This is a genomic window from Streptomyces sp. NPDC020379 (assembly GCF_044387105.1).
In the GTDB taxonomy this organism is placed as follows: Bacteria; Actinomycetota; Actinomycetes; order Streptomycetales; family Streptomycetaceae; genus Streptomyces.
In genome coordinates this window covers 103,682-127,220 of sequence record NZ_JBIRVR010000001.1, presented here as the reverse complement: position 1 = coordinate 127,220, position 23,539 = coordinate 103,682, and the positions used below count along the sequence as shown (strand labels likewise).

The window sequence follows — 23,539 nt, the reverse complement described above, 5'->3', positions numbered from 1 at the left end:
CATGCGACTCCTGCCGTAATTCGAATGTGCGTGCTATAGGCTCGTGTGTGGCATCGGATCCGACATCCGCGCCGCGGCCCCCCTACCCTGGGTCGGGGATGCGGCACATCCCACCGTTCTCAAGAAAGGTGCCGACCCGCGTGGCTGACCGTCTCATCGTCCGTGGCGCTCGCGAGCACAACCTCAAGAACGTCTCGCTCGACCTCCCCCGTGACTCCCTCATCGTCTTCACGGGGCTCTCCGGGTCGGGCAAGTCGTCCCTCGCGTTCGACACGATCTTCGCCGAGGGGCAGCGTCGCTACGTCGAGTCCCTCTCCTCCTACGCACGGCAGTTCCTCGGGCAGATGGACAAGCCCGATGTGGACTTCATCGAGGGCCTGTCCCCGGCCGTATCCATCGACCAGAAGTCGACCTCGCGCAACCCGCGTTCCACGGTCGGCACCATCACCGAGGTCTACGACTACCTCCGCCTGCTCTTCGCGCGCATCGGCAAGCCGCACTGCCCCGAGTGCGCGCGGCCCATCTCCCGCCAGTCGCCGCAGGCGATCGTCGACAAGGTCCTGGAGCTGCCCGAGGGCAGCCGCTTCCAGGTGCTCTCCCCGCTGGTGCGCGAGCGCAAGGGCGAGTTCGTCGACCTCTTCGCCGACCTCCAGACCAAGGGCTACAGCAGGGCCCGCGTCGACGGCGAGACCATCCAGCTCTCCGAGCCGCCCAAGCTCAAGAAGCAGGAGAAGCACACGGTCGAGGTGGTCGTCGACCGCCTCACCGTCAAGGACAGCGCCAAGCGCCGGCTGACCGACTCGATCGAGACCGCGCTGGGCCTGTCCGGCGGCATGGTGATCCTCGACTTCGTGGACCTCGCCGAGGACGACCCCGAGCGTGAGCGGATGTATTCCGAGCACCTCTACTGCCCGTACGACGACCTCTCCTTCGAGGAGCTGGAGCCGCGCTCCTTCTCCTTCAACTCCCCCTTCGGCGCCTGCCCGGACTGCACCGGCATCGGCACCCGCATGGAGGTCGACCCGGAGCTGATCGTCCCCGACGAGGACAAGTCCCTGGACGAGGGCGCGATCAGCCCCTGGTCGCACGGCCACACCAAGGACTACTTCAACCGCCTCGTCGGCGCCCTGGCCGGCGAGCTCGGGTTCCGCACCGACATCCCCTGGGCCGGGCTGCCGCAGCGCGCCAAGAAGGCGCTGCTGAACGGCCACCGCACCCAGATCGAGGTGCGCTATCGCAACCGCTACGGCCGCGAGCGCGCGTACACCACGGCCTTCGAGGGCGCGGTGCCCTTCGTCAAGCGGCGCCACTCCGAGGCGGAGAGCGACTCCAGCCGCGAGCGCTTCGAGGGCTATATGCGCGAGGTGCCCTGCCCGACCTGTGAGGGCACCCGCCTCAAGCCGATCGTCCTCGCGGTCACCGTGCAGGGGCGGTCCATCGCCGACGTCGCCGCGATGTCGATCAGCGAATGCGCCGACTTCCTGCGGGACATGAAGCTCACCGGCCGCGAGAAGAAGATCGCCGAGCGGGTCCTCAAGGAGGTCAACGAGCGGCTGAGGTTCCTGGTCGACGTCGGCCTGGACTATCTCTCGCTCAACCGCGCCGCGGGCACCCTCTCCGGCGGCGAGGCCCAGCGCATCCGGCTCGCCACCCAGATCGGCTCCGGCCTCGTCGGCGTGCTCTACGTCCTGGACGAGCCGTCCATCGGCCTCCACCAGCGCGACAACCACCGCCTCATCGAAACGCTCGTGCGCCTGCGGGACATGGGCAACACTCTGATCGTCGTCGAGCACGACGAGGACACCATCAAGGTCGCCGACTGGGTGGTCGACATCGGCCCCGGCGCGGGCGAGCACGGCGGCAAGGTGGTGCACAGCGGACCCCTGAAGGACCTGCTGCGCAACAAGGAGTCGATGACCGGTCAGTATCTCTCCGGCAAGAAGGCCATCGCCACGCCGTTCGAGCGCCGGCCCGTGGACCTCGACCGCCGGCTGACCGTGCGCGGCGCCCGGGAGAACAACCTCCAGGACATCGACGTGTCCTTCCCGCTCGGTGTGCTCACGGCCGTCACCGGTGTCTCCGGTTCCGGCAAGTCGACGCTGGTCAACGACATCCTCTACACCCACCTGGCCCGCGAGCTCAACGGCGCCCGTGCCGTCCCCGGGCGGCACACGCGCGTGGACGGCGACGACCTCGTCGACAAGGTCGTCCACGTCGACCAGTCGCCCATCGGCCGCACGCCGCGCTCCAACCCCGCGACGTACACCGGCGTCTTCGACAACATCCGCAAGCTCTTCGCGGAGACGATGGAGGCGAAGGTGCGCGGCTATCTGCCGGGCCGCTTCTCCTTCAACGTCAAGGGCGGCCGCTGCGAGAACTGCTCCGGCGACGGCACGATCAAGATCGAGATGAACTTCCTGCCGGACGTGTACGTGCCGTGCGAGGTCTGCCACGGCGCGCGCTACAACCGGGAGACCCTGGAGGTGCATTACAAGGGCAAGTCCATCGCCGAGGTGCTGGACATGCCCATCGAGGAGGCGCTCGACTTCTTCGAGGCCGTGCCGACGATCGCCCGGCACCTGCGCACCCTGCACGAGGTCGGGCTCGGATACGTCCGCCTCGGGCAGTCCGCGCCGACGCTCTCCGGCGGCGAGGCGCAGCGCGTCAAGCTCGCCAGCGAGCTGCAGAAGCGCTCGACCGGCCGCACGGTCTACGTCCTCGACGAGCCCACCACCGGGCTGCACTTTGAGGACATCAGCAAGCTCATCTCGGTGCTCTCGGGGCTGGTCGACAAGGGCAACAGCGTCATCGTCATCGAGCACAACCTCGACGTCATCAAGACGGCCGACTGGGTCGTCGACATGGGCCCGGAGGGCGGCAGCGGCGGCGGCCTCGTCATCGCGGAGGGCACGCCGGAAGAGGTGGCTTCCGTGCCGGACAGTCACACCGGGAAGTTCCTGCGGGAGCTTCTCGGGGACCGGGTGAGCGATTCGCCCGCGGCGCCCGTGCGGAAGAAGAAGGCTGCTGCTTCGAAGAGGGCGGCTGCTTCGAAGAAGGCCGCTGCCGCTCCGGCGAAGAAGGCGGTTGCCGCGGCTCCGGCGAAGCGGGCTGCTCGGGGGCGGAAGGTCTAGCGGAAGGTTCGGCCGGTGGGGTGGGGGTGAGGGCCGCTTCGCGGGTGCGGGCTGTTGGCGCCTGCGGCGGGCTTTCCCCTTGCCTGCCCCTTCCCGGAACTGGGGGCAAGCCCCCAGACCCCCAGCAACACGCTTCGCGCGTGGTCCTCAAACTCCCCCAGTAACCGAAACCCGCAGCCGGGGGCCTGGGGCAGGCGCCTCCCACGCGGCGGAGCCGCACGTCGGACGCAGCGGGTAGGGGAAAGCCCGCCGCAGGCGCCGGCGAGCCGCACCCTAAAGAGCGAGCTCCGCCCCCCACGGCGGCTCCGCCCCCGCGCGCGAGCACGTGACGGCCGCCGCCCGGGCCGCGAAGCGGAGAAGAGGAGGCCAGGCCACCGTGGCCAGAGCCTCTCGCGACAGTGCCCCACATGTCGCGAGCCCGTGCAGAAGCGCCGCGTTCACCGTGTCGCCCGCACCGATCGTGTCCACGACCTCGACCGCCGGTGCCGGGACCGTGTGCCGGAGGCCGTCGCGGGTGTGTACGGACAGGCCCGCCGCCCCGTGGGTGATCACCACCGCGGCAGGGCCCTCGGCCAGCCATTCGCCGGGGGAGCCGCCCAGCCACCGGGCGTCCTCGTCGGAGAGCTTCAGCAGGGTCACATGCGGCAGCCAGGAGCGGAAGCGGGCACGGTGGGCGTCCGCGTCGGGGATCAGGCCCGCCCGGATGTTGGGGTCGAGGAGCGTGAACACCCCGCGCTCCGCCTCCCGGCGCAGCAACGCCTCGTACGCGCTCGCCCCGGGCTCCAGCACCAGCGCACAGGTGCCCAGGCACAGCGCCGACACCGCCTCCGGCAGCGGCCCCGGGAGCTCGAACAGGCGGTCCGCGGTGCCCTCGGCGTAGAAGGCGTAGCCCGCGGAGCCGTCCTTCCCCACGTCGGCCACCGCGAGCGTCGTCGGCTCCGGCCCGCGCCGTACCAGCGAGATGTCGACCCCCGCCGACCGGAGGCCGGCCAGCAGGGCCTCGCCGAAGCCGTCCGCCGACACCCGGGAGCAGAAGGCGGCCGGTCCGCCCAACCGTCCCAGCGCCACGGCCGTGTTGTACGGGCCGCCGCCGCGCCGCGGCAGCAGCGCGGGCAGCGCGCCCCCGCCCTCGTCCGGCACCAGAGGCACCAGGTCGATCAGAGCCTCTCCGGCGACGACGATCACAAGGAGCATCCTTTCCCGGCCGGGTTCCCGCCGGGCCCAGCCTGCCATGCCGCCGACTCCGCGGAGGGGGCGCAAGGGGAATCGGGAGTGCCGGTAGGGTCGACGCGTTCGATCCGCAGCGCACCGTTGGAGCACCCATGACACCCCCCGCCGACCCCGCCGAATCCGCCGCCCCCGGCACGGACCGCCGCACCGTGCTGCGCGGCGCCGCTCTGGTGGGTGCCGCGGGGCTCGGCGTCACGGCGTGCACGGGTGGCGGTCCGGGCGGCGCCAAGGGCGCGGCCGCCCCCACCGCCCCCGTGGAGCTCGGGGCCCCGGCCGACGTGCCCGTCGGCGGCGCCCGGCTCTACCGCGAGCAGCGCCTGGTCGTCTCGCAGCCCGCCAAGGGCGAGTACAAGGCGTTCAGCGCGGTCTGCACGCACGCGGGCTGTGTCGTCGACAAGATCGAGGACGGGAAGATCAGCTGCCCGTGCCACGGCAGCAAGTTCGACCCGGCCACCGGCAAGGTCCTCCAGGGCCCGGCCGGCGCGCCCCTGCCCGCCGTGCCGGTCAAGCTGGCCGACGGCAAGCTGATCGCGGGCCCGGACGCCTGACGCCGGGCGCCGGGGCGGGCTCGGCGGTTCTCGTGGCCCGGCCGCGGGCCGTCCCGCTCCCGCACCGCCGCCGCGCGGCGGTGTCCTCGATCGCCGGACAGGCCGATGTGCCCGGCGTGAGGCAGGCGATCAAGCCCGGCAGGGGACCCGGGAGACCGGGGGACGACGGAGCCGCGGCCGGGCGGGATTCCGCCGGGCGCGGCCCGCTCAGGACCAGTCCCAGGTGATCCCCAGGATGCCCGGCCGCACCCCCTGCTCCACCAGGTGCACGCCGCGGTGCCGCCCCGCCAGTGTCAGTTCCTGCTGCCCGGCGCGCGGCGCGCCCGCGGAGCTCTGGGCGAACCTGCGGCAGCGCACCGGCAGCGCCGCGCTGTCGAAGCGCACCTGGAGCACGTACTGCCCGCCCGCGAAGCTGAACCCCCGTACGTACTCGCTGCTCGGCCCGGCCGTGCCGTCCTCGAAGCCGTAGCCGAAGACATAGGTCTCCCCGGCCCGCAGCCGGGTGTCGAAGAGCAGCTCGGCGACGAGGACGCCCGCCTCGGCGTGCCAGCGCACGCGCCCCACCCGGCAGTTCTCGGCGGCCCGCACCGCCACCTGCCCGGGGTCGCAGCCGGTGTCGCCGTGGTGGATGGCGATGTAGCGGTCCACACCGTCCCGGTGGGCGCGGACGACGTGCTGCGAGTCGCGCTCCCGGAGCTCGCGTCCGGCGCCGATCAGGACCCGCTCCAGATGGCAGACGGTGTGCAGCCCGCCGTCGGCCGGTGACTCCAGCTCCGCCAGCAGCCGCCCCAGCGCCCGTGACTCCTCGACCAGGGAGCGGTAGGAGCGGGCCGCGGGACGTTCCGCCCCGGTGCGGGGCGACGCCGGTTCGAGCAGCCGGCTCAGGGAGTGCGGCGGCAGCTCCAGTACCTCCTCCAGCGCACGCACCGCGCGCAGCGACTCGGCCCGCTGGGGTCTGCGCGCGCCCTGCTGCCAGTAACTGAGGCTCGTCACCCCGACCTTCACGCCGCGCTGCGCGAGCCGGTGCTGCACCCGGTGCAGGGCGAGCCCGCGCACGGACAGCGCGGTGCGCAGTGCCAGGTGGAACGGTCCGGTGCGTAGGGCTCGCGCAAGCTCGTTCTCGGCCGCGTCGGCCGCCGCGCCGCTCTGTGTCATCCGCTCGCCCCTCTGTGAATGTTCACCGGCGGCGGGAGCGATCCGGCTCACCGGACCGCTGTGATCCTCTTGACCGGGCACCGGCCGTTCACATCCGGTTCGTGCTGTTCACACCGCCGGCTCACCCAGCATTGAAACCTGTTGACCGGTCACTGACAACACCCTGATGCTCCTGATCAGCGTCCGGACGCGCTCCTCCGTCTCAACCCCCCGCCTCGGGAGGAACGTCCATGTCCCGTGCATCGGCACAACAGAAAACGACCGGAAAGAGCCGTATACGCGGCAGACGGCTGTCCGTCGCCGCGCTCGTCGCCTCCGCCCTGCTCGCCGTCCCCACCACGGCGAGCGCGGCGACCGGCGGCGGTCACCAGGGCTACGCCGCGTCCAAGAAGCTCAACATCTCCATGCAGGCCCAGCAGAAGACCAATTGGTGCTGGGCGGGCTCCGGCAACACCATCGCCACCTGGTTCGGGCGCAACTACAGCCAGAACCAGTTCTGCAACGCCGCCTTCAACCGGCAGCAGGGCTCGGAGTGCCCCAACAACCAGGCCACCCTGGGCAATGTGCAGAACGCCCTCGACTGGGCGGGCATCAACTCCGGCTCGTACGTGAGCGGCTGGCTGCGCTACGCGACCGTGCAGGGGGAGATCAACGCGAACCGGCCCGTCGAGACCCGCATCCAGTGGGCCTCCGGAGGTGGCCACATGCACGTCCTCTACGGGTACGACGACTCCGGCAGCTGGGTCTACTGGGGTGACCCGTGGCCGTCCAACAACCGCTACAACTGGGCCTCGCACAGCTGGTACGTGAACAACGACCAGTTCTCGTGGACCCACTCGCTCTACCGGATCGGGGCGTGAGGTCATGAGCACGCACACCAGCAGGAACGCGGCCCGTGCGGCGGCCGCCGGAGCGCTCACCGCCGCCCTCCTCGGCCTCGCCCCCCTCGCGCACGCCGACGGGAACCCTGTCCCCGCCCCCGTCGCCCCGCCCGCCGCGGGCGTCAGCGCCGCGCACGACGCGGCGGCCGCCCCCGCGACGCTCGACACCCTCTCCCGCTTCTTCGCCCGCGACGGAGCCGTCGCCCAGGCGAAGGCGCGGCCGAGGATCGACGGCGCGACAGTGCCGGTCTACACGCTCGCCCCGGAGTTCGTGGCGGGCAAGAAGGACGCCCCCGTCGCCGAGCTGGAGTTCCTCGCCAGCGAGGCGGTCTCCGCCGACGGGCAGAAGGCGTCGGTGTGGACGGTGAAGTCCGGGGACACCTGGAAGGTCGTCAACATCGCCACCGGCGACGACGAGACGCGCTACGCCGCCGAGGGCGCGCGGAAGCTCGGCGGGGGCACCGTCTTCCGCGAGCCGCAGATCGACGCCTGGTACGTCCAGCGCGGCGACCGGGTGCTGCCGCTCGACGCCGACGCCACCCGGGCGATCGGGGCCGGTGGCACGAGCGTCGAGAACTACCGGGCGCGCGTCCACAAGGCGTACGGCGACAAGCTGCCGGGCTCCGCGTACGCCCGGCAGGGCATGGCCGGCGGTTATGCGGAGCCGGCCGGCGGGACGGCGGGGCGGACGGCAGAGGTCAGGACCGCGGCCGCGGCGCGGACCGACGCGGGCGGCCCGCTGAACACGGCGGCCACCGCGACGGCCGCGGGCGCGGCCCTGGCCCTCGGCGCCTCCGCCCTGGTGGTCCGCCGCAGGCGGCGCCGCGGCTGACCGGCCCGCGGCGGACCACCCGCACCGAGGGGGCGGCCCCACAACGCTCCCGCTCCGGCCCCGGCGCGCACTCGCCGGGGCCGGAGGCGTGCCCGCCCCCGCCCCCGTTCCGGGCCCGGCTGGACGACGGCGTTGTCAGTGCCCGCAAGTAGGCTGTGGGACATGGCCGACCCCAGCAGCTACCGACCCAAGCCGGGACAGATCCCCGACTCGCCGGGGGTCTACAGATTCCGTGACGAGCACGGCCGCGTGATCTACGTAGGGAAGGCGAAGAGCCTGCGCCAGCGGCTCTCCTCGTACTTCCAGGATCTCGCCGGTCTGCACCCGCGCACGCGCACCATGGTCACCACCGCGGCCTCCGTCGAGTGGACCGTGGTCGCCACCGAGGTCGAGGCGCTCCAGCTGGAGTATTCCTGGATCAAGGAGTACGACCCGTGCTTCAACGTCAAATACCGCGACGACAAGAGCTACCCCTCCCTCGCCGTCACGCTGGGCGAGGAGTTCCCCCGCGTGCAGGTCATGCGCGGCCCCAAGAAGAAGGGCGTGCGCTACTTCGGCCCGTACGCCCACGCCTGGGCGATCCGCGAGACCGTCGACCTGATGCTGCGTGTCTTTCCCGTACGCACCTGCTCCGCCGGGGTGTTCAAGCGCTCCGCCCAGATCGGCCGCCCCTGTCTCCTCGGCTACATCGGCAAGTGCTCCGCCCCGTGCGTCGGCCGCGTCACCCCCGAGGAGCACCGCGAACTGGCCGAGGAGTTCTGCGACTTCATGGCCGGCCGCACCGGCGCCTATCTGCGCCGCCTGGAGGAGCGGATGCGCGAAGCCGCCGAGGAGATGGAGTACGAGAAGGCCGCCCGGCTGCGTGACGACATGGAAGCGCTGCGCCGCGCCATGGAGAAGAACGCCGTCGTCCTCGCCGACGCCACCGACGCCGACCTGATCGCCGTCGCGGAGGACGAGCTGGAGGCCGCCGTCCAGATCTTCCACGTGCGCGGCGGGCGGGTGCGCGGCCAGCGCGGCTGGGTGACCGACAAGGTCGAGGCCGTCGACACCGCGGGCCTGGTCGAGCACGCGCTCCAGCAGCTCTACGGCGAGGAGAAGGGCGACGCGGTCCCCAAGGAGGTCCTCGTCCCGGCCCTGCCCGACCCGGTGGAGCCCGTCGCCCAGTGGCTCGGTGAGCGCCGGGGCGGCCGCGTGGACCTGCGCATCCCGCAGCGCGGCGACAAGAAGGACCTGATGGCCACGGTCCAGCGCAACGCCGCACAGGCCCTCGCGCTGCACAAGACCAAGCGCGCCTCCGACCTCACCACCCGCTCCCGTGCCCTGGAGGAGATCGCGGAGGCTCTCGGGCTCGACTCGGCGCCGCTGCGCATCGAGTGCTTCGACATCTCCCACCTCCAGGGGCAGGACGTGGTGGCGTCCATGGTCGTCTTCGAGGACGGCCTCGCCCGCAAGAGCGAGTACCGCCGCTTCCAGATCACGGGCCGCGTCGGGGACACCCAGGTCTGGCACGGCGAGGGCCAGGACGACGTCCGCTCGATGCACGAGGTCGTCGCCCGCCGCTTCCGCCGCTATCTGCGGGAGCAGCAGAAGGCGGGGGAGTGGTCCGAGGCGAACGCCGTCGAGGACACCGAGGACGGGCCCGTCGCCGTCGAGGACGACCGGCCCAAGCGCTTCGCCTATCCGCCGCAGCTCGTCGTGGTCGACGGCGGGCAGCCGCAGGTCGCCGCCGCCCGGCGGGCCCTGGACGACCTCGGCATCAGCGATGTGGCCGTCTGCGGCCTCGCCAAGCGCCTCGAAGAGGTCTGGCTGCCCGACGACGACGATCCCGTCGTCCTGCCGCGCACCAGCGAGGGCCTCTATCTCCTCCAGCGCGTCCGGGACGAGGCGCACCGCTTCGCCATCTCCTACCAGCGCGGCAAGCGCTCCAAGAGCATGAAGACCGGACCGCTGGACGCCGTCCCCGGCCTCGGGGACACCCGCAAGCGGGCGCTGATCAAGCACTTCGGTTCGGTCAAGCGGCTGCGGGCCGCGACCGTCGAGCAGATCTGCGAGACGCCCGGCATCGGCCGCAAGACGGCCGAGACGATCGCCGCCGCACTCGCCGCGACAGCGCCGCCCGCCCCTGCCGTCAACACCGCGACAGGCGAGATCATGGACGATGCGGAGGAATGATGGACGTGTACACCCACGGCCTCGGCCGGCGGTGCGCGCCCGGACGGCGGGCGCGGTCCGGGGCACGGACACCGGAAGACCGCAGTATGGAAGACGGAGCCGCGCCCCGCGGCGCCGTCCGCAGAACGGGGGTAGCAGCATGACCGGGACCGAGCGAGACGGAGCACAGGTGAGTACGGGCACGACGGCGGACGCGGCCGGTGAGGCGGCGGGCATCCCCGAACTGGTGATCATCTCCGGCATGTCGGGGGCGGGCCGCAGCACCGCCGCCAAGTGCCTGGAGGACCTCGGCTGGTTCGTCGTGGACAACCTGCCGCCCGCCCTGATCCCCACCATGGTGGACCTCGGCGCCCGCTCGCAGGGCAACGTGGCCCGCATCGCCGTGGTCGTGGACGTCCGCGGCCGCCGCTTCTTCGACAACCTCCGGGAGTCCCTCGCGGACCTCGCGGCCAAGAAGGTCAAGCGCCGGGTGATCTTCCTGGAGGCGTCCGACGACGCCCTGGTGCGCCGCTTCGAGTCCGTGCGCCGCCCGCACCCCCTCCAGGGCTCCGGGCGCATCGTCGACGGCATCGCCGCCGAGCGCGACCTGCTGCGCGAGCTGCGCGGCGACGCCGACCTGGTGATCGACACCTCCAGCCTCAACGTCCACGAGCTGCGCGCCAAGATGGACGCCCAGTTCGCCGGCGAGGAGGAGCCCGAGCTGCGGGCCACCGTCATGTCGTTCGGCTACAAGTACGGCCTGCCCGTCGACGCCGACCTCGTGGTGGACTGCCGCTTCCTGCCCAACCCGCACTGGGTCCCCGAGCTGCGCCCCTTCACCGGCCTCAACGAGGAGGTCTCGGGCTACGTCTTCAACCAGCCCGGCGCCAAGGAGTTCCTCGACCGCTACACCGAGCTGCTCCAGCTGATCGCCGCGGGCTACCGCCGCGAGGGCAAGCGCTATGTGACCATCGCGGTCGGCTGCACCGGCGGCAAGCACCGCTCGGTGGCGATGTCCGAGAAGCTCGCCCACCGCCTGGCCTCGGAGGGTGTCGAGACCGTGGTCGTCCACAGGGACATGGGGCGCGAGTGACCGGCCGCACGTTCCGGCTGCGCCGCGGCCGCCGGCTCGTCCCCGCCCGCGCGAGCGGGCGGGGCGGCGCCCGCGTGGGCCGCGGCGCGCAGCCCAAGGTCGTCGCCCTCGGCGGCGGCCACGGCCTGTCCGCGTCGCTGGCCGCCCTGCGCCGCATCACCGGCGACCTGACCGCCGTCGTCACCGTCGCCGACGACGGCGGCTCCAGCGGCCGGCTCCGCGACGAGCTGGGCGTGCTGCCCCCCGGCGACCTGCGCAAGGCGCTCGCCGCGCTGTGCGGTGACGACGACTGGGGCCAGACCTGGGCCCGGGTGATCAAGCACCGCTTCGCCAGCGAGGGCGACCTGCACGGACACGCCGTCGGCAATCTGCTGATCGTCGCCCTGTGGGAGCAGCTCGGCGACCATGTGCAGGCCCTGGACCTGGTCGGCAAGCTCCTCGGCGCGCACGGCAGGGTGCTGCCCATGTCCGCGGTGCCGCTGGAGCTCCAGGCGCTCGTACGGGGCCACGACGTGGCCGAGCCCGACGCGATCAGCACCGTGCGCGGCCAGGCCACCGTGGCGCTCACCCGCGGTGAGGTGCAGTCCGTGCACGTCGTGCCGGAGGACCCGCCGGCCGTGCCCGAGGCCGTGGAAGCGGTGCTCGACGCCGACTGGGTGGTCCTCGGACCGGGCTCGTGGTTCTCCTCCGTGATCCCGCATCTGCTGGTGCCCGAGCTGCTCGACGCGCTCCAGCAGACCAAGGCCCGCCGGGTGCTCTCGCTGAACCTCGCGCCGCAGCCCGGCGAAACAGATGGCTTCTCCCCGCAGCGTCATTTGGAGGTTTTGGCCCGACACGCCCCTAAACTCGCCCTGGACGTGGTGCTGGCCGACGAGGCCGCCGTGCCCGACCGGCAGAGCCTCACCGACGCCGCCAAGCGTCTGGGGGCGGCGGTCGAGCTGGCGCCGGTCGCCGCGCCCGACGGCTCCCCTACACACGACCCGGAGCTGTTGGCCGCCGCGTACGACCGTATTTTTCGGATGCATGGAAGGATCGGCCCATGGCGATGACGGCAGCGGTGAAGGATGAAATCTCCCGGCTCCCCGTCACCCGGACCTGCTGCCGGAAAGCGGAGGTCTCGGCGATCCTGCGGTTCGCGGGCGGACTGCACCTGGTCAGCGGGCGCATCGTGATCGAGGCGGAGCTGGACACCGGGATCGCGGCCCGGCGGCTCCGCAAGGACATCCTGGAGATCTTCGGGCACAGCTCGGACCTGGTGGTGATGGCCCCCGGCGGGCTGCGCCGCGGCAGCCGTTACGTGGTGCGGGTGGTGGCGGGCGGTGACCAGCTGGCCCGCCAGACCGGCCTGGTCGACGGCCGCGGCCGGCCGATCCGCGGGCTGCCGCCGCAGGTCGTCTCGGGTGCCACGTGTGACGCGGAGGCCGCCTGGCGCGGCGCGTTCCTGGCCCACGGCTCGCTCACCGAGCCCGGCCGCTCGTCCTCCCTGGAGGTGACCTGCCCCGGGCCCGAGGCGGCGCTCGCGCTGGTCGGTGCGGCCCGCAGGCTCCAGATCGCGGCCAAGGCGCGCGAGGTGCGCGGCGTGGACCGGGTGGTCGTCCGGGACGGTGACGCGATCGGCGCGCTGTTGACGCGCCTGGGCGCGCACGAGTCGGTGCTCGCCTGGGAGGAGCGGCGGATGCGCCGCGAGGTGCGGGCCACGGCCAACCGCCTCGCCAATTTCGACGACGCCAACCTGCGCCGCTCGGCGCGCGCCGCGGTGGCGGCGGGCGCCCGGGTGCAGCGCGCGCTGGAGATCCTCGGCGAGGAGGTCCCCGAGCACCTCGCCGCCGCCGGCCGGCTGCGCATGGAGCACAAGCAGGCTTCCCTGGAGGAGCTGGGCGCCCTCGCCGACCCGCCGCTGACCAAGGACGCCGTCGCCGGCCGCATCCGCCGCCTGCTCGCGATGGCCGACAAGCGGGCGCAGGATCTGGGCATCCCCGGCACCGAGTCGAACCTCTCGGATCTGTCCGACCTCTCGGAGGAGCTCGCCGAGGGCATGGTCGGCTGACCGGAGGGGCCAGGCCCCTCGGCCGCCGGTCCGGCTGGAGGGATCCAGCCGGACCGGCGGTTCCGCGCCTGTTGACATGATCATGAGCGTTTCATCAGCCTGGCGTGCGTGCGACCCGATGTGCCGACCACGACAAGGGGAGCTCATGAGACGCAAGGTGAGACCGATCCTGGCGGCCGCTTCACTGCTGATCGGCGGGCTGGCCGCCGCACCCTTCGCACACGCGCAACCCGTTCCGGGCGCCACCGCCGACAGCGGCACCCTCTCCATGTGGACCGCGAAGGTCACCTCCCCGCAGATCCCGCTGCTCCTCGCGGCGGGCATCGACGGACACGAACTGGGCGAGCGGGTCACCGCCGGGCACACCGCGCCCGTCGAGCTCACCCTCACCCCCGAGCAGGCCGCGGACCTGCGCAGGCAGGGCGTGGACCTCACCGAGAAGCGCGTCCCCAGGAAGACCCAGGAGCGGCTCAAGGCCACCGGTGACGGCGTCTTCCGCCCGTACGGCCCCAAGGGCGGCCTCGAAGAGGAGATCGTCGCCACCGCGCGTGCGCACCCCGGCCTGACCAAGGTCGTCAGCATCGGCAGGACCGTGCGCGGGCAGGACATCCTGGCCCTGAAGATCACCAAGGACGCGGCGCGGACGCGCGACGGCGCCAGGCCGTCCGTGCTCTACATGTCCAATCAGCACGCCCGTGAGTGGATCACGCCCGAGATGACCCGCCGGCTGATGCACCACTATCTGGACCACTACGGCAAGGACGACCGCGTCACCAAGCTGGTCGACCGCTCCGAGCTGTGGTTCCTGCTCTCCGCCAACCCCGACGGCTACGACTACACCTTCCAGAGCCCCGACACCCGCCTGTGGCGCAAGAACCTGCGGGACAACGACGGCGACGGCAAGATCACCTCCGCCGACGGCGTCGACCTCAACCGCAACTTCCCCTACAAGTGGGGCTACGACAACGAGGGTTCGTCCCCCCGGCCCACCTCCGAGACCTACCGCGGACCGTCCCCCGCCTCCGAGCCGGAGACCCGCGCCCTGGACGCCTTCGAGAAGCGCGTCCACTTCAAGTTCGCGATCAACTACCACTCCGCCGCGGAACTGCTGCTCTACGGTGTCGGCTGGCAGGTCGCCACGCCCACCCCGGACGACGTCCTCTACAAGGCGCTCGCCGGCACCCCGGAGAATTCCGCGATCCCCGGCTACCGCCCCCAGCTCTCCTCCGAGCTCTACACCACCAACGGCGAGGCCGACGGGCACGCGGCCAACGTCAACGGCACGATGATGTTCACCCCGGAGATGTCGACCTGCGAGACCGCGGCCAGGTCCGACCCGGACCACCGCTGGGACCCGGCCGACTGCCGCTCCTCCTTCACCTTCCCGGACGACGAGAAGCTGATCCAGCGGGAGTTCACCAAGAACCTCCCCTTCGCGCTCTCCGTCGCCGAGACCGCCGCCAACCGGGCGGGTGACGACCAACCGGTCTCCTCCGTCGGCCTGAGCGCGCCGGACTTCACCCCCGACACCTTCACCACCTCCTACGCGCGCGGCGAGGAACAGGACGTCGCCGTCACCGCCCGCGAGAGCGTGCGCGACAAGCGCCTCAACTACCGCGTCGACGGCGGCCGTACGCACACCGCGCCGCTAGAGGCATGGGAGGGCGGCAAGCGCTACGGCGGACGGGACAACCTCCGCTTCGACCAGTACCGCGCCCAGGTCGAGGGCGCCGACCCCGGCTCCCGTGTCCAGGTCTGGTTCACCGGCCGTACGCGCGATGGCAGGCCCACCGCCAGCGAGCCGTTCACCTACAGCGTGGCGCAGCGCCCCCGCGCCGACACCCTGGTGCTGGCCGACGAGGGCGGCACGGCGGCCGCCCGAGACGTCGCCGTCTACACCAAGGCCCTCGCCGACAACGGCCGCAAGGCCGCCGTCTGGGACGTCGCGCGGCAGGGCGCGCCCCACGCGCTCGGTGTGCTCGGCCACTTCAGGACCGTGGTCTGGTACTCCGGCGCGAACCGGCCGGGCGGCGAAACCCTGCTGGCCGTAAGGGACTTCGTCAATGCCGGGGGCAAGGTCGTCGCCGCCGGGCAGCAGGCGGGCGGCAGCGCGCGCGTCGGCCCGGCCGACACCGACGACTTCGCTCAGTACTACCTGGGCGCGGGCAGCCGGGTCTCGTACGTCCATCCGCCGCGCTTCGACGGCGCGGGCAAGCTCAAGGGCACCTCGGCCACCCTCGCCGACGCGCCCGGCGGCCCGCTGACCGCCGCCGGGGCGTACAGCCCGGTCTCCGCCGAGCTGCCGCCCGCCGACTTCCCGCAGTTCCGCAGCGCGCCCGCGGGCGACTACACCGGCATGCGTTCCCCCTTCCAGCCGTACGCGGGCAGCTGGATGGCGGCCGCCCGGCACCAGGACAGCGCCTGGATGCGGCTGGCCCGCACCGTCGACCTCACCGGCGTGACCGCGGCGGACAGGCCCGCCCTCGGTTTCCGGCTCAGCCACGACACCGAGCAGGGCTATGACAACGCCGTCGTGGAGGCGCACACCGTCGGCCGCGACGACTGGACGACCCTGCCCGACGCCCGCGGCGGCACCACCGATCAGGTGCCCCTGGACTGCGGCTCCACCCTGGCCCTCCACCCCTTCCTCACCCACTACCTCACGTTGCGCAGCGGCGGCTGCGTGGGCCAGGGCAGCACGGGCGGCTGGCACGCCTTCACCGGCTCGTCCGGCGGCTGGCGGCAGGTCTCCTTCGATCTGAGCGCCTTCGCGGGCCGGAAGGCCGAGGTCGCTGTCTCCTACGTCACGGACCCGGGCAGCGGCGGCCGCGGCGTCTTCGTCGACGAGGCCACCGTCACCGTCGGCGGCACCGACCAGGCCACCGAGGGCTTCGAGACCTCCCTGGGCCCCTGGGCCGTGCCCGGCCCGCCCGCGGGCAGCCCCGGAAACACGGGGGACTGGGCGCGTTCGCAGGAGCTCGGCCACTACTCCGCGGCCATCACCACCCGTGACACCGCACTGCTGGGTTTCGGTCTCGAACACGTATCAAATGGGAAGGAGCGCGCTCGTCTGCTCGGGAATGTGTTGCACGCCATTGACAGGTGACGGGTGAGGGGTCCGCCAATGTCACGTCCCTCCTTCGTTAGAGGTAGGGTCGGTGGTGGTCGGGGACATCCCATACAGCTCGCCGGCGGACAGACCGGCACACCAACGAGGAGATCGGTTCGTGACGATCCGCGTAGGCATCAACGGCTTTGGCCGTATCGGTCGTAACTACTTCCGCGCGCTGCTGGAGCAGGGTGCGGACATTCAGATCGTCGGTGTCAACGACCTGACCGACAACGCCACCCTGGTCCACCTGCTGAAGTACGACACCATCCTGGGTCGTCTGAAGCACGAGGTCAGCCACACCGACGACTCCATCACCGTCGGCGACATGACCTTCAAGACGATGGCCGAGCGCGACCCGGCGAACCTGCCGTGGGCCGAGCTGGGTGCCGACATCGTCATCGAGTCGACCGGCATCTTCACCAAGAAGGCCGACGCCGCCAAGCACATCGCGGCCGGCGCCAAGAAGGTCCTGATCTCCGCGCCCGCCAAGGACGAGGACATCACCATCGTGATGGGCGTCAACCAGGACAAGTACGACGCGGCCAAGCACCACGTCATCTCCAACGCCTCCTGCACCACCAACTGCGTGGCGCCGATGGCCAAGGTTCTCGACGAGAACTTCGGCATCGTCAAGGGCATGATGACCACGGTCCACGCGTACACCAACGACCAGCGCATCCTGGACTTCCCGCACTCCGACCTGCGTCGCGCCCGCGCCGCCGCGGAGAACATCATCCCGACCTCGACGGGTGCCGCCAAGGCCACCGCCCTGGTCCTCCCGCAGCTGAAGGGCAAGCTGGACGGCATCGCCATGCGCGTCCCGGTCCCGACCGGCTCGGTCACCGACCTGGTCCTCGAGCTCGACCGCGAGACCAGCAAGGAAGAGATCAACGCCGCCTTCCAGAAGGCCGCCTCGGGTCAGCTCAAGGGCATCCTCGAGTACACCGAGGACGCGATCGTCTCCTCCGACATCGTGAACTGGCCGGCCTCCTGCACCTTCGACTCCTCCCTGACCATGGTCCAGGGCAACCAGGTCAAGGTCGTCGGCTGGTACGACAACGAGTGGGGCTACTCCAACCGTCTGGTCGACCTGACCGTCTTCGTCGGCGGCCAGCTCTGATCTGAGCGCGGGGACGGGGCTCGTAGGGCGCGATGGGGCGCCGTACGAGCCCCGTCCCATGACTGACCACAATGGAAACCCCCAGCTGCCGCTGGGCAGGTGCCCCCAACCGGAGTCATTCATGAAGACGATCGACGATCTCCTGCAGGACGGTGTCGAGGGCAAGCGGGTCTTCGTCCGCGCCGACCTCAATGTGCCGCTCGACGGCACCACCATCACCGACGACGGCCGCATCCGCGCCGTCGCCCCGACGATCGCCAAGCTCGCCGCCGCGGGCGCCAAGGTGATCGTCGCCTCGCACCTGGGCCGTCCCAAGGGCGCCCCGGACCCCGCGTTCTCGCTCGCGCCCGCTGCCACGCGGCTCGGCGAGATCCTGGGGAAGAATGTCTCGTTCGCCACCGACACGGTCGGTGACAGCGCGAAGGCCACCGTCGCCGCACTGGCGAACGGCGAGGTCACGCTGCTGGAGAACCTCCGTTTCAACGCGGGCGAGACCAGCAAGGACGACGCGGAGCGCGGCGCCTTCGCCGACGAGCTCGCGTCGCTGGCCGACCTCTATGTGGGTGACGGCTTCGGCGCCGTGCACCGCAAGCACGCCTCGGTCTTCGACCTCCCGGCGCGCCTCCCGCACGCCGCGGGCGACCTGATCGCCACCGAGGTCGGCGTCCTGAAGAAGCTGACCGAGGACGTCGCGCGCCCGTACGTCGTGGTCCTCGGCGGTGCCAAGGTCTCCGACAAGCTGGGTGTCATCGACAACCTGCTGGAGAAGGCCGACCGCATCCTCATCGGCGGCGGCATGTCCTACACCTTCCTCAAGGCCAAGGGCCACGAGGTCGGCATCTCCCTGCTCCAGGAGGACCAGATCCCGGTCTGCCTGGAGTACCTGGCCCGGGCCGAGAAGCGCGGCGTGGAGTTCGTCCTCCCCGTCGACGTCCTGGTCTCGGCCGACTTCCCGGACCTGAAGACCAAGGCTCCGGCCAACCCGGAGCTCGTCTCCTCGGACGCCATCCCGGCGGACAAGGAGGGCCTGGACATCGGCCCGAAGACGCGTGAGCTCTACGCCTCGAAGCTCGCCGACGCGGGCACGGTCTTCTGGAACGGACCCATGGGCGTCTTCGAGCACCCCGACTACGCCAACGGCACCAAGGCCGTCGCCCAGGGCCTCCTCGACAGCGAGGCATTCACCGTCGTGGGCGGTGGCGACTCGGCCGCCGCCGTGCGCATCCTGGGCTTCGACGAGACCGCCTTCGGCCACATCTCGACCGGCGGCGGCGCCAGCCTCGAATACCTCGAGGGCAAGACGCTCCCCGGCCTCGCCGCACTGGAGGACTGAACCACCGTGAGTGAACGCACCCCGCTGATGGCGGGCAACTGGAAGATGAACCTCAACCACCTCGAGGCCATCGCGCACGTCCAGAAGCTCGCCTTCGCGCTCGCCGACAAGGACTACGACCGGACCGAGGTCGCCGTCCTGCCGCCCTTCGTGGACCTGCGCTCGGTGCAGACCCTGGTCGACGGCGACAAGCTCAAGATCAAGTACGGCGCCCAGGACATCTCGGCGTACGACTCCGGCGCCTATACCGGCGAGATCTCCGGCGCGATGCTGGCCAAGCTCAAGTGCTCCTACGTGGCCGTCGGCCACTCCGAGCGCCGCCAGTACCACGGCGAGACCGACGAGGTCTGCAACGCCAAGGTCAAGGCCGCCTTCCGGCACGGGATCACCCCGATCCTCTGCGTCGGCGAGGGCCTGGAGGTCCGCAAGGCCGGCGCCCAGGTCGCGCACACCCTGGCGCAGGTCGACGGCGCCCTCAAGGACATCCCGGCCGAGCAGGCCGAGAGCATCGTCATCGCCTACGAGCCCGTCTGGGCCATCGGCACCGGCGAGGTCGCCACGCCCGAGGACGCGCAGGAGGTCTGCGGTGCCATCCGCGGCCGTCTCGCCGAGCTCTACGGCCGTGAGCTGGCCGACAAGGTGCGCATCCAGTACGGCGGCTCCGTCAAGTCCGGCAACATCGCCGCGATCATGGCGCAGCCGGACGTCGACGGTGCCCTGATCGGCGGCGCCGCCCTGGACGTGGACGACTTCGTCAAGATCGTCCGGTTCCGCGACCAGTAAGCGAGCTATGACGACGGGTGCTCCCCGTCGTACCCTGTCGGGGCCGGGACCGGTGCTTATCAGCCGCCCGGCCCCTCACCGTTCCAGTCCGAGAGAGTTGGTCCAGCCGTGGTCATGGGGTTCTCGATCGCCCTCATCGTCTTCAGCCTGCTGATGATGATGCTGGTGCTCATGCACAAGGGGAAGGGCGGCGGTCTGTCCGACATGTTCGGCGGCGGCATGCAGTCCTCCGTCGGCGGCTCCTCGGTCGCCGAGCGGAATCTCGACCGGATCACCGTCGTGGTCGGTCTGCTGTGGTTCGCGTGCATTGTCGCACTCGGCCTGCTGATGAAGCTCGATAGCTGACGTACCGTCGCGGACGCGGCCTATCATTGAGGTCGCGTCTTCGCGGCCGGGCTGTAACTCCTGGCACTGGACGCGCGTTGGGCCTTACGTAGACTGGGGCGCCCGCAGCGGAGTCCGTTCGGCCGACCCCGCGGCGCAGCCGCTATTTGGCACCGTGCAGCACCATCACGCAGGGAGTTACGACCGTGGCAAGTGGCAACGCGATCCGAGGAAGTCGGGTCGGAGCGGGGCCGATGGGAGAGGCCGAGCGCGGCGAGTCCGCACCTCGCCTCCGCATCTCCTTCTGGTGCTCGAACGGGCACGAGACGCAGCCGAGCTTCGCCAGCGACGCACAGGTGCCGGACACCTGGGACTGCCCGCGCTGCGGCTTCCCGGCAGGTCAGGACCGGGACAGCCCGCCGGACCCGCCCCGCACCGAGCCCTACAAGACCCACCTGGCGTACGTCCGGGAGCGGCGCAGCGACGCGGACGGCGAGGCGATCCTCGCCGAGGCGCTCGCCAAGCTCCGCGGGGAGATCTGAGCGGCACCACCGAACGGGCGGCCCGGCCGCGCACCTGAGAAGGCGCGCGGCCGGGCCGTTGTCAGTGGTGGCCGGTACGGTCTTCGACAGGTCATCCTCCGGGGGGAATCATGACAGCTGTCGAGGATCCGACGGTCGTACCGATCACATCAACGGCCCTGGGCCCGGCGGGAGTTCGGGGCGGGTTCGGGCAGCTGTGGTCCGCGGCCGTGGTGTCGCGCCTCGGCGACGCGCTGCGCGGTGCCGCGCTCCCGCTGCTCGCCGTCTCCCTCACGGATTCACCGCTGCTCGTCTCGCTGGTGACGGCGAGCGGCTTCCTGCCCTGGCTGCTCTTCGGGCTCCTCGGCGGCGCGCTCGCCGACCGGGCCGACCAGCGGCGGGCGATGTGGACGGTCGACGTGCTCCGCGGCACGCTGGTGGCCGCCTTCGCGGCCGCCGTCGCCCTCGGGTACGCCACGATCGGGCTGCTGATCGCGCTCGCCTTCCTCCTCACCACACTCCAGACGCTTTTCGACAACGCCGCCACCGCCCTGCTGCCCGCCCTGGTGCCCCCGGAGGGGCTCGGTCGGGCCAATGCCAGGCTGATGACCGGACAGCAGATCGCCGGGACGTTCCTGGGCGCGCCCCTGGTCCCGGCGCTGCTCGCCGTGGGCGCCGCGATGCCCTTCGCGGCCGACGCCGCCACCTATCTCCTGGCGGCCGCCCTCGTGGCGACCCTGCGGATACCGGCGCCCGCACGGGAGCCGCGCCCCGCCGGGCGCACGCTCCGCCACGAGATGGCCCAAGGTCTGCGGGCCCTGTGGCGCGATCGCACGCTGCGCGCGCTGTGCGTATCGACCACGCTGTGCAACGTGGCGGTCGGGGCGCTCATCGCGAGCCTGCCGCTGCTCGTCACCCGATGGCTGCACGGCGGCGACGGAGGCTACGCGGCCGTCATCGCCGCGTACGGCGTGGGCGGCGTCGCCGGAGGGCTGCCGGCGGGCCGGCTCGTGGAGCGCTTCGGGCCGGTGCGGTGCATGCTGCTGGGCGGCGCCCTCCAGACGGCCTGCCTGATGACGCTCGGCTCGGTGCGCGAACTGCCCGTCGCCGTCGCCGCCCTGGGCCTCTTCGGCTGCGCCGGCATGGTCTGGAACGTCACCCAGACGACGCTCATGCAGCGGCGAGCCCCGGAGGGGATGCTCGGGCGGGTCAGCGCCGCCTTCCGTACCCTCGCCATCGCGGGTGCGCCGTTCGGGGCCCTGGCCGCGGGGGCGGTGGCCACCGCGTGGGGGCTGAACGCACCCATGCTGCCCGCCGCCGCGCTCTTCGCGCTCGCCGTCCTCGCCCTGCTGCCGGCCGTGGACCGCGCCGGAAAGGACACGACATCTCATACCGCGCTCTGATCACATAGGTTGGGGAGTGGCGGGGCAGCTACGAGAAGAATGGGCTGATGTCCGAGATGAACGCAGAGGGTCGCAGGCTCGATCAGACGCCTGAGTGGAACGCACTGGCCAAGCACCGGGAAGAGCTCGGGGAGGTGCACCTGCGACAGCTGTTCGCGGATGATCCCCAGCGGGCCGGGCGCTTGACGCTCACCGTCGGCGATCTGCACGTCGACTACTCCAAGCACCTGGTCACCGACGAGACGCTGCGCCTGCTGCGCGAGCTGGCGGCGTCGGCCGGGGTGGCGGAGCTGCGGGACGCGATGTTCCGCGGCGAGAAGATCAACACCACCGAGGACCGCGCCGTGCTGCACACCGCGCTGCGCGCCCCCGAGTCGGCGGTGATCAAGGCCGACGGTGAGAACGTCGTCCCGGCCGTGCACGCCGTGCTGCGCAAGATGCAGGTCTTCACCGACCGGGTGCGCTCCGGTGACTGGAAGGGCCACACCGGCAAGCCGATCAAGAACGTCGTCAACATCGGCATCGGCGGCTCCGACCTCGGTCCGGCGATGGCCTACGAGGCGCTGCGGTCCTACACGGCGCGCGACATGACGTTCCGTTTCGTCTCCAACGTCGACGGCGCGGACCTGCACGAGGCCGTGCGCGACCTCGACGCGGCCGAGACGCTGTTCATCATCGCCTCGAAGACCTTCACCACGATCGAGACGATCACCAACGCCACCTCGGCGCGCAACTGGCTGCTGACGGAGCTGCGGGCGGGCGAGGAGGCCGTCGCCAAGCACTTCGTCGCGCTGTCGACGAACGAGCGGAAGGTGTCGGAGTTCGGCATCGACCCGACCAACATGTTCGAGTTCTGGGACTGGGTCGGCGGCCGCTATTCGTACGACTCGGCCATCGGCCTGTCCCTGATGCTCGCGATCGGGCCGGACCACTTCCGGGAGATGCTCGCCGGTTTCCACCTGGTCGACGAGCACTTCCGGTGCGCGCCGCCCGAGGAGAACGTCCCGCTGCTGCTGGGCCTGCTCGGCATCTGGTACGGCAACTTCCACGGCGCGCAGTCGCACGCGGTGCTGCCCTACAGCCACTACCTGTCGAAGTTCGCGGCCTATCTGCAGCAGCTCGACATGGAGTCCAACGGCAAGTCCGTCGACCGCGAGGGCAACCCCGTCAACTGGCAGACCGGGCCGGTCGTCTGGGGCACGCCGGGCACCAACGGGCAGCACGCCTATTACCAGTTGATCCACCAGGGCACGAAGCTGATCCCGGCGGACTTCATCGGCTTCGCCAAGCCGGTGGACGACCTGCTGCCGGGTCTGGTCGCCCAGCACGACCTGCTGATGGCCAATCTCTTCGCCCAGGGGCAGGCGCTCGCCTTCGGCAAGACCGCGGAGGAGGTCGCCGCGGAGGGCGTCCCGGCGGAGCTCGTCCCGCACAAGACCTTCCGGGGCAACCACCCGACGACGACGATCCTCGCGAGCGAGCTGACTCCGTCGGTGCTCGGGCAGCTGATCGCGCTCTACGAGCACAAGGTGTTCGTCCAGGGCGCGGTCTGGAACATCGACTCCTTCGACCAGTGGGGCGTCGAGCTCGGCAAGGTTCTCGCGAAGCGGGTCGAGCCCGCGCTCACCGCGGGCTCGGAGGTGGCGGGGCTCGACGTGTCCACCGCCGCGCTGGTCGCGCGTTACCGCGAGCTGCGGGGGCGCTGACCGCTGGGTGTGACGGGGGTTCTTCCCTTGCCCGCTTCTTCTTGGACCGGGGGAGATCCCCCCTGCCTCCGGGCGGGCTTCGGGGCGTGCGGTGGTTCAGCTCCGTTCTTGGTCCGCTTCGGTGGTCGGTGCGCCCACCGGGGTGTGTCTTGCGCTTCGCGGTGCG

General features: G+C 71.5%; 18 protein-coding genes. 16 read left to right on the top strand and 2 right to left on the bottom strand.

The annotated features are described in order from the left end of the window. Positions 1-140: 140 nt before the first annotated feature. Positions 141-3,131: an excinuclease ABC subunit UvrA gene (gene uvrA / locus ACH427_RS00620; RefSeq protein WP_398867147.1), complete on the top strand. Its 2,991-nt coding sequence runs from the start codon at positions 141-143 to the stop codon at positions 3,129-3,131. A gap of 273 nt (positions 3,132-3,404) precedes the next feature. Here uvrA and ACH427_RS00615 read toward each other — a convergent pair whose 3' ends face one another. After that, on the bottom strand, positions 3,405-4,316 hold the full coding sequence (locus ACH427_RS00615) for a carbohydrate kinase (protein WP_398867146.1): 912 nt from the start codon (positions 4,314-4,316) through the stop codon (positions 3,405-3,407). A 137-nt stretch (positions 4,317-4,453) separates the two neighbouring features. Here ACH427_RS00615 and ACH427_RS00610 point away from each other — a divergent pair, with 137 nt between their 5' ends. After that, positions 4,454-4,909 (top strand): Rieske (2Fe-2S) protein, encoded by a 456-nt coding sequence (locus tag ACH427_RS00610; RefSeq protein WP_398867145.1) that lies wholly within the window; start codon positions 4,454-4,456, stop codon positions 4,907-4,909. Positions 4,910-5,116: 207 nt separating this feature from the next. Here the strand turns inward: ACH427_RS00610 and ACH427_RS00605 are convergent, their stop codons facing one another. Continuing rightward, on the bottom strand, positions 5,117-6,064 hold the full coding sequence (locus ACH427_RS00605) for a hypothetical protein (RefSeq protein ID WP_398867144.1): 948 nt from the start codon (positions 6,062-6,064) through the stop codon (positions 5,117-5,119). A 230-nt stretch (positions 6,065-6,294) separates the two neighbouring features. On the opposite strand from ACH427_RS00605, the gene ACH427_RS00600 reads away from it, so the two are divergent. The 14 genes from ACH427_RS00600 to pgi all read left to right on the top strand — a co-directional run bounded on the left by ACH427_RS00600 (position 6,295) and on the right by pgi (position 23,373). Then, positions 6,295-6,924 (top strand): papain-like cysteine protease family protein, encoded by a 630-nt coding sequence (locus ACH427_RS00600; protein WP_398867143.1) that lies wholly within the window; start codon positions 6,295-6,297, stop codon positions 6,922-6,924. A 4-nt stretch (positions 6,925-6,928) separates the two neighbouring features. Further along, positions 6,929-7,777, top strand: a complete 849-nt coding sequence (locus ACH427_RS00595; RefSeq protein WP_398867142.1) for a hypothetical protein — start codon at positions 6,929-6,931, stop codon at positions 7,775-7,777. 162 nt (positions 7,778-7,939) lie between these two features. Then, a complete protein-coding gene (uvrC, locus tag ACH427_RS00590) occupies positions 7,940-9,952 on the top strand; it encodes an excinuclease ABC subunit UvrC (RefSeq protein ID WP_398867141.1) in 2,013 nt (670 codons plus the stop codon). 139 nt (positions 9,953-10,091) lie between these two features. Continuing rightward, complete coding sequence (gene rapZ / locus ACH427_RS00585) at positions 10,092-11,024, top strand: RNase adapter RapZ (protein WP_366007543.1); 933 nt, start codon at positions 10,092-10,094, stop codon at positions 11,022-11,024. Then, positions 11,021-12,073 (top strand): uridine diphosphate-N-acetylglucosamine-binding protein YvcK, encoded by a 1,053-nt coding sequence (yvcK, locus tag ACH427_RS00580; RefSeq protein ID WP_398867140.1) that lies wholly within the window; start codon positions 11,021-11,023, stop codon positions 12,071-12,073. The genes rapZ and yvcK overlap by 4 nt, the downstream gene beginning before the upstream one ends. Then, complete coding sequence (gene whiA / locus ACH427_RS00575; RefSeq protein ID WP_121797708.1) at positions 12,064-13,071, top strand: DNA-binding protein WhiA; 1,008 nt, start codon at positions 12,064-12,066, stop codon at positions 13,069-13,071. Before yvcK ends, whiA begins: the two co-directional genes overlap by 10 nt. A gap of 145 nt (positions 13,072-13,216) precedes the next feature. Continuing rightward, positions 13,217-16,177, top strand: a complete 2,961-nt coding sequence (locus ACH427_RS00570) for a M14 family zinc carboxypeptidase (RefSeq protein WP_398867139.1) — start codon at positions 13,217-13,219, stop codon at positions 16,175-16,177. A 121-nt stretch (positions 16,178-16,298) separates the two neighbouring features. Then, a complete protein-coding gene (gene gap, locus ACH427_RS00565; RefSeq protein WP_398867138.1) occupies positions 16,299-17,303 on the top strand; it encodes a type I glyceraldehyde-3-phosphate dehydrogenase in 1,005 nt (334 codons plus the stop codon). 121 nt (positions 17,304-17,424) lie between these two features. Then, positions 17,425-18,636, top strand: coding sequence for a phosphoglycerate kinase (locus ACH427_RS00560; RefSeq protein WP_398867137.1), 1,212 nt, complete (start codon positions 17,425-17,427; stop codon positions 18,634-18,636). Between the two features lie 6 nt (positions 18,637-18,642). Further along, entirely contained in the window at positions 18,643-19,419 is a 777-nt protein-coding gene (gene tpiA, locus ACH427_RS00555) for a triose-phosphate isomerase (RefSeq protein WP_398867136.1), read from the top strand. A 114-nt stretch (positions 19,420-19,533) separates the two neighbouring features. Further along, positions 19,534-19,764, top strand: a complete 231-nt coding sequence (gene secG, locus ACH427_RS00550) for a preprotein translocase subunit SecG (protein WP_184730779.1) — start codon at positions 19,534-19,536, stop codon at positions 19,762-19,764. A 185-nt stretch (positions 19,765-19,949) separates the two neighbouring features. Next, entirely contained in the window at positions 19,950-20,285 is a 336-nt protein-coding gene (locus ACH427_RS00545; protein ID WP_079110552.1) for an RNA polymerase-binding protein RbpA, read from the top strand. Positions 20,286-20,395: 110 nt separating this feature from the next. After that, positions 20,396-21,667 (top strand): MFS transporter, encoded by a 1,272-nt coding sequence (locus tag ACH427_RS00540; protein WP_398867135.1) that lies wholly within the window; start codon positions 20,396-20,398, stop codon positions 21,665-21,667. 56 nt (positions 21,668-21,723) lie between these two features. Beyond that, on the top strand, positions 21,724-23,373 hold the full coding sequence (pgi, locus tag ACH427_RS00535) for a glucose-6-phosphate isomerase (protein ID WP_398867479.1): 1,650 nt from the start codon (positions 21,724-21,726) through the stop codon (positions 23,371-23,373). Positions 23,374-23,539 lie beyond the last annotated feature (166 nt).

What these genes read in the sequence shown, in the direction of transcription:
- secG (WP_184730779.1), top strand. Translation starts at nt 19,534, where the DNA reads ATGGGGTTCTCGATCGCCCTCATCGTCTTCAGCCTGCTGATGATGATG.
- ACH427_RS00595 (WP_398867142.1), top strand. Translation starts at nt 6,929, where the DNA reads ATGAGCACGCACACCAGCAGGAACGCGGCCCGTGCGGCGGCCGCCGGA.
- whiA (WP_121797708.1), top strand. Translation starts at nt 12,064, where the DNA reads ATGGCGATGACGGCAGCGGTGAAGGATGAAATCTCCCGGCTCCCCGTC.
- uvrC (WP_398867141.1), top strand. Translation starts at nt 7,940, where the DNA reads ATGGCCGACCCCAGCAGCTACCGACCCAAGCCGGGACAGATCCCCGAC.
- ACH427_RS00600 (WP_398867143.1), top strand. Translation starts at nt 6,295, where the DNA reads ATGTCCCGTGCATCGGCACAACAGAAAACGACCGGAAAGAGCCGTATA.
- ACH427_RS00560 (WP_398867137.1), top strand. Translation starts at nt 17,425, where the DNA reads ATGAAGACGATCGACGATCTCCTGCAGGACGGTGTCGAGGGCAAGCGG.
- ACH427_RS00540 (WP_398867135.1), top strand. Translation starts at nt 20,396, where the DNA reads ATGACAGCTGTCGAGGATCCGACGGTCGTACCGATCACATCAACGGCC.
- ACH427_RS00605 (WP_398867144.1), bottom strand. Translation starts at nt 6,064, where the DNA reads ATGACACAGAGCGGCGCGGCGGCCGACGCGGCCGAGAACGAGCTTGCG.
- ACH427_RS00610 (WP_398867145.1), top strand. Translation starts at nt 4,454, where the DNA reads ATGACACCCCCCGCCGACCCCGCCGAATCCGCCGCCCCCGGCACGGAC.
- rapZ (WP_366007543.1), top strand. Translation starts at nt 10,092, where the DNA reads ATGACCGGGACCGAGCGAGACGGAGCACAGGTGAGTACGGGCACGACG.
- pgi (WP_398867479.1), top strand. Translation starts at nt 21,724, where the DNA reads ATGAACGCAGAGGGTCGCAGGCTCGATCAGACGCCTGAGTGGAACGCA.
- ACH427_RS00570 (WP_398867139.1), top strand. Translation starts at nt 13,217, where the DNA reads ATGAGACGCAAGGTGAGACCGATCCTGGCGGCCGCTTCACTGCTGATC.